Genomic DNA, 2,621 nt, shown 5'->3' on the forward strand with positions numbered 1-2,621 from the left:
ATGTCCGTAACACGACTTTTTAATAATGCGATATCGGCCGTCTCAATGGCCACATCGGTACCACCACCCATCGCGATGCCAACATCGGCAGTTGCTAGCGCTGGCGCATCGTTAATACCATCACCAACCATCGCTATTTTGCGGTTGTTCTTCATCTCGTTAAGCAGGCGCAGTTTGTCCTCAGGCAACAGCTCAGCTTCCCATTCCACGTCTAAATTACTGGCAAGTGCTTGAGCGGTTAAGCGGTTGTCGCCTGTTAGCATGACGGAGCGCACACCCATCGCTTTGAGCTGAGCCACACCTTCATGAGCGTCGTCTCGTAATTCGTCTCTTAGCGCGATTAATCCAAGCACTTCACGGTTTTGCTCATCGAAAAGAACAGAGACGGTCTTACCCTCATTTTGCAGCGCCTCAATTTGCGCCTGTTGTGTGGATGAAATCAATGCCTCATCGGCTGCGTAAACAGGCGAACCGATAGCTAGCGCGCGCTCCGCGACAGTTGCGTGTACCGCTTTACCCGCAGTAGCAGAAGCTTTGGAAGCCACAGGTATAACAACTTTAGCGGCTTCAGCATGGCTGACAATGGCTTCAGCAAGTGGGTGACTAGAACCAGTCTCCACACTGGCAAAAAGTGCCAATATCTCATCTTGACCTTGAGAATTCTGACCTTGAATACTTGAGTCCTCTTGTGTAAAGGCAACAACATCGGTCACGCGTGGTTTGCCTTCAGTTAAAGTGCCTGTCTTGTCAAAAGCGACCGTCTTCACTTGGCCGATAGTTTCTAAAGCACTACCGCCTTTGATCAGCAAGCCACGGCGCGCACCAACAGCAAGACCAGAGGCGATGGCAGCGGGTGTTGATAGTACAAGAGCACAGGGACAGGCAATCAGCAACAGTGCTAGACCGCGATACAACCAAGTCGACCAATCTCCACCCATGGCTAACGGTGGAATGATAATAATTAGTGCGGCAATAGCCATCACTGCCGGTGTGTAATAGCGACTGAATTTCTCAATAAAACGGGCAGTGGGTGCTTTGGAGGCTTGGGCTTGCTCTACCAGCTCAATAATGCGCGAAATGGTGTTATCGGCGGCTGTCTTTTCTACGCGCACTTGGAGCACACCATCGATGTTAATTGACCCTGCAAATACATTGTCACCCATCGTCTTGGCAACAGGAACAGACTCTCCCGTCACGGGCGAATCATCAAGGCTGGACGCACCTTGAACAATGGAACCATCAGCAGATACCCTATCTCCAGGACGCACCAGCACAAGGTCATTCACTTGTAATGAAGTCGCTGGAACGTTACGCTGCCCACCTTGAGCATCAAGTAAAATTGCACTTTTCGGAACCAGCGATGATAAGGCTCTGATGCCAGCGCGAGCGCGATCAGCAGCGATACTCTCAAACAGTTCACCGATTGAGAACAAAAAGACAACTGCTGCGGCCTCTTCAGCTTCACCAATGATAAGTGCGCCAAGCACGGCGACGGACATCAGCGTTTCAATTGAAAAGAATGAACCTGTTTTAGCCAGTGCTAAGGCTTTGCGCGCAAATGGAAAAACGCCTACAATCACAGCGATGGCAAACACCCATATCCCATAAGCGGGCAACAGTAGTGACAGTGCATAAGCGCTGCCCATCAAAATACCGAGGCCAACAACCTGTTTGCCTTTTTGAGTTTGCCACCATTGCTTATCCTGCGGAGCCATCTGATTGTCGCTGTCAATATCAATAGCCGATACAGTTTGTTGACCAGTATTGGCAGAGATGCCGAACCCTAGGCTTTTGATTGTTTTTTCGATATCACTAGCCTGAGTCGGCGCACCAGGGGCTAAATTTAGCTCTAGCGTTTCTGTAGCGAAATTCAGCTGAACATCAGAAACCCCAGGCATACGTTTCAAAGCTGTTTCAATCTTGCCGATGCAACTGGCACAGTCCATACCTTCAATATGATATTTCATAATAATTTACCCTTTGAATAATGATATTATGAACCCTATAGTGGCTTTAGAGTCAAGGTTATTTATCTACAGTTTCGTAATTTTAATTTCTCTAGCGCTAGTCTTTACAGCCACTTTAATTATTTAAATCATAGAGGTTGTTATGACAATCAAAATTGGTGAGCTCGCTAAACGCACAGGTGCCACAGTAGAAACCATTCGCTATTATGAAAAAGAGCGTTTATTACCCGAGCCTTTTCGTAGCGAAGGGAATTATCGTTTATATAATGAAGAGCACATTGAGCGTCTACAATTTATCCTACATTGCCGTACGCTCGATATGGCTTTAGATGATGTGCGAATCTTACTTGAATACTGGGAGTCGCCTGACAAGGACTGCGGCGATGTGAATAACTTGCTAGATGAGCACATTCATGCTGTGGAAATACGAATGGAAGAACTGATGCACTTAAAGCATCACTTGACCGTTTTGCGCCAGAAATGTGCAAGTAGTGCACCAGCGTCATCATGTGGCATTTTAAACGCGCTTGTCGATAACTCCTGTCATGAGTAATGATATCAGTAGTGTTCATTTCTGACGGATCAAATCATGAAAGGTTAAATACGCCCTGATGTTAAGCACAAAAAAACCCAGCAATGATATTAAGATCACTA

General features: G+C 47.0%; 2 protein-coding genes. One reads left to right on the forward strand and one right to left on the reverse strand.

Annotated features, from left to right (window positions below; genetic code table 11):
• On the reverse strand, positions 1 to 1,967 hold a 1,967-nt coding region (locus ACI2IW_RS13840; RefSeq protein WP_404693954.1), incomplete at its 3' end, for a heavy metal translocating P-type ATPase.
• Between the two features lie 142 nt (positions 1,968 to 2,109).
• On the opposite strand from ACI2IW_RS13840, the gene cadR reads away from it, so the two are divergent.
• Entirely contained in the window at positions 2,110 to 2,520 is a 411-nt protein-coding gene (cadR, locus tag ACI2IW_RS13845) for a Cd(II)/Pb(II)-responsive transcriptional regulator (RefSeq protein ID WP_007394845.1), read from the forward strand.
• The last annotated feature ends 101 nt before the right edge of the window (positions 2,521 to 2,621 follow it).

Source organism: Psychrobacter sp. NPDC078501 (genome assembly GCF_044900935.1).
Classification (GTDB): Bacteria; Pseudomonadota; Gammaproteobacteria; order Pseudomonadales; family Moraxellaceae; genus Psychrobacter.

Excerpts from the sequence above, each read along its gene's own strand:
- cadR (WP_007394845.1), top strand. The coding sequence starts at position 2,110 with ATGACAATCAAAATTGGTGAGCTCGCTAAACGCACAGGTGCCACAGTA.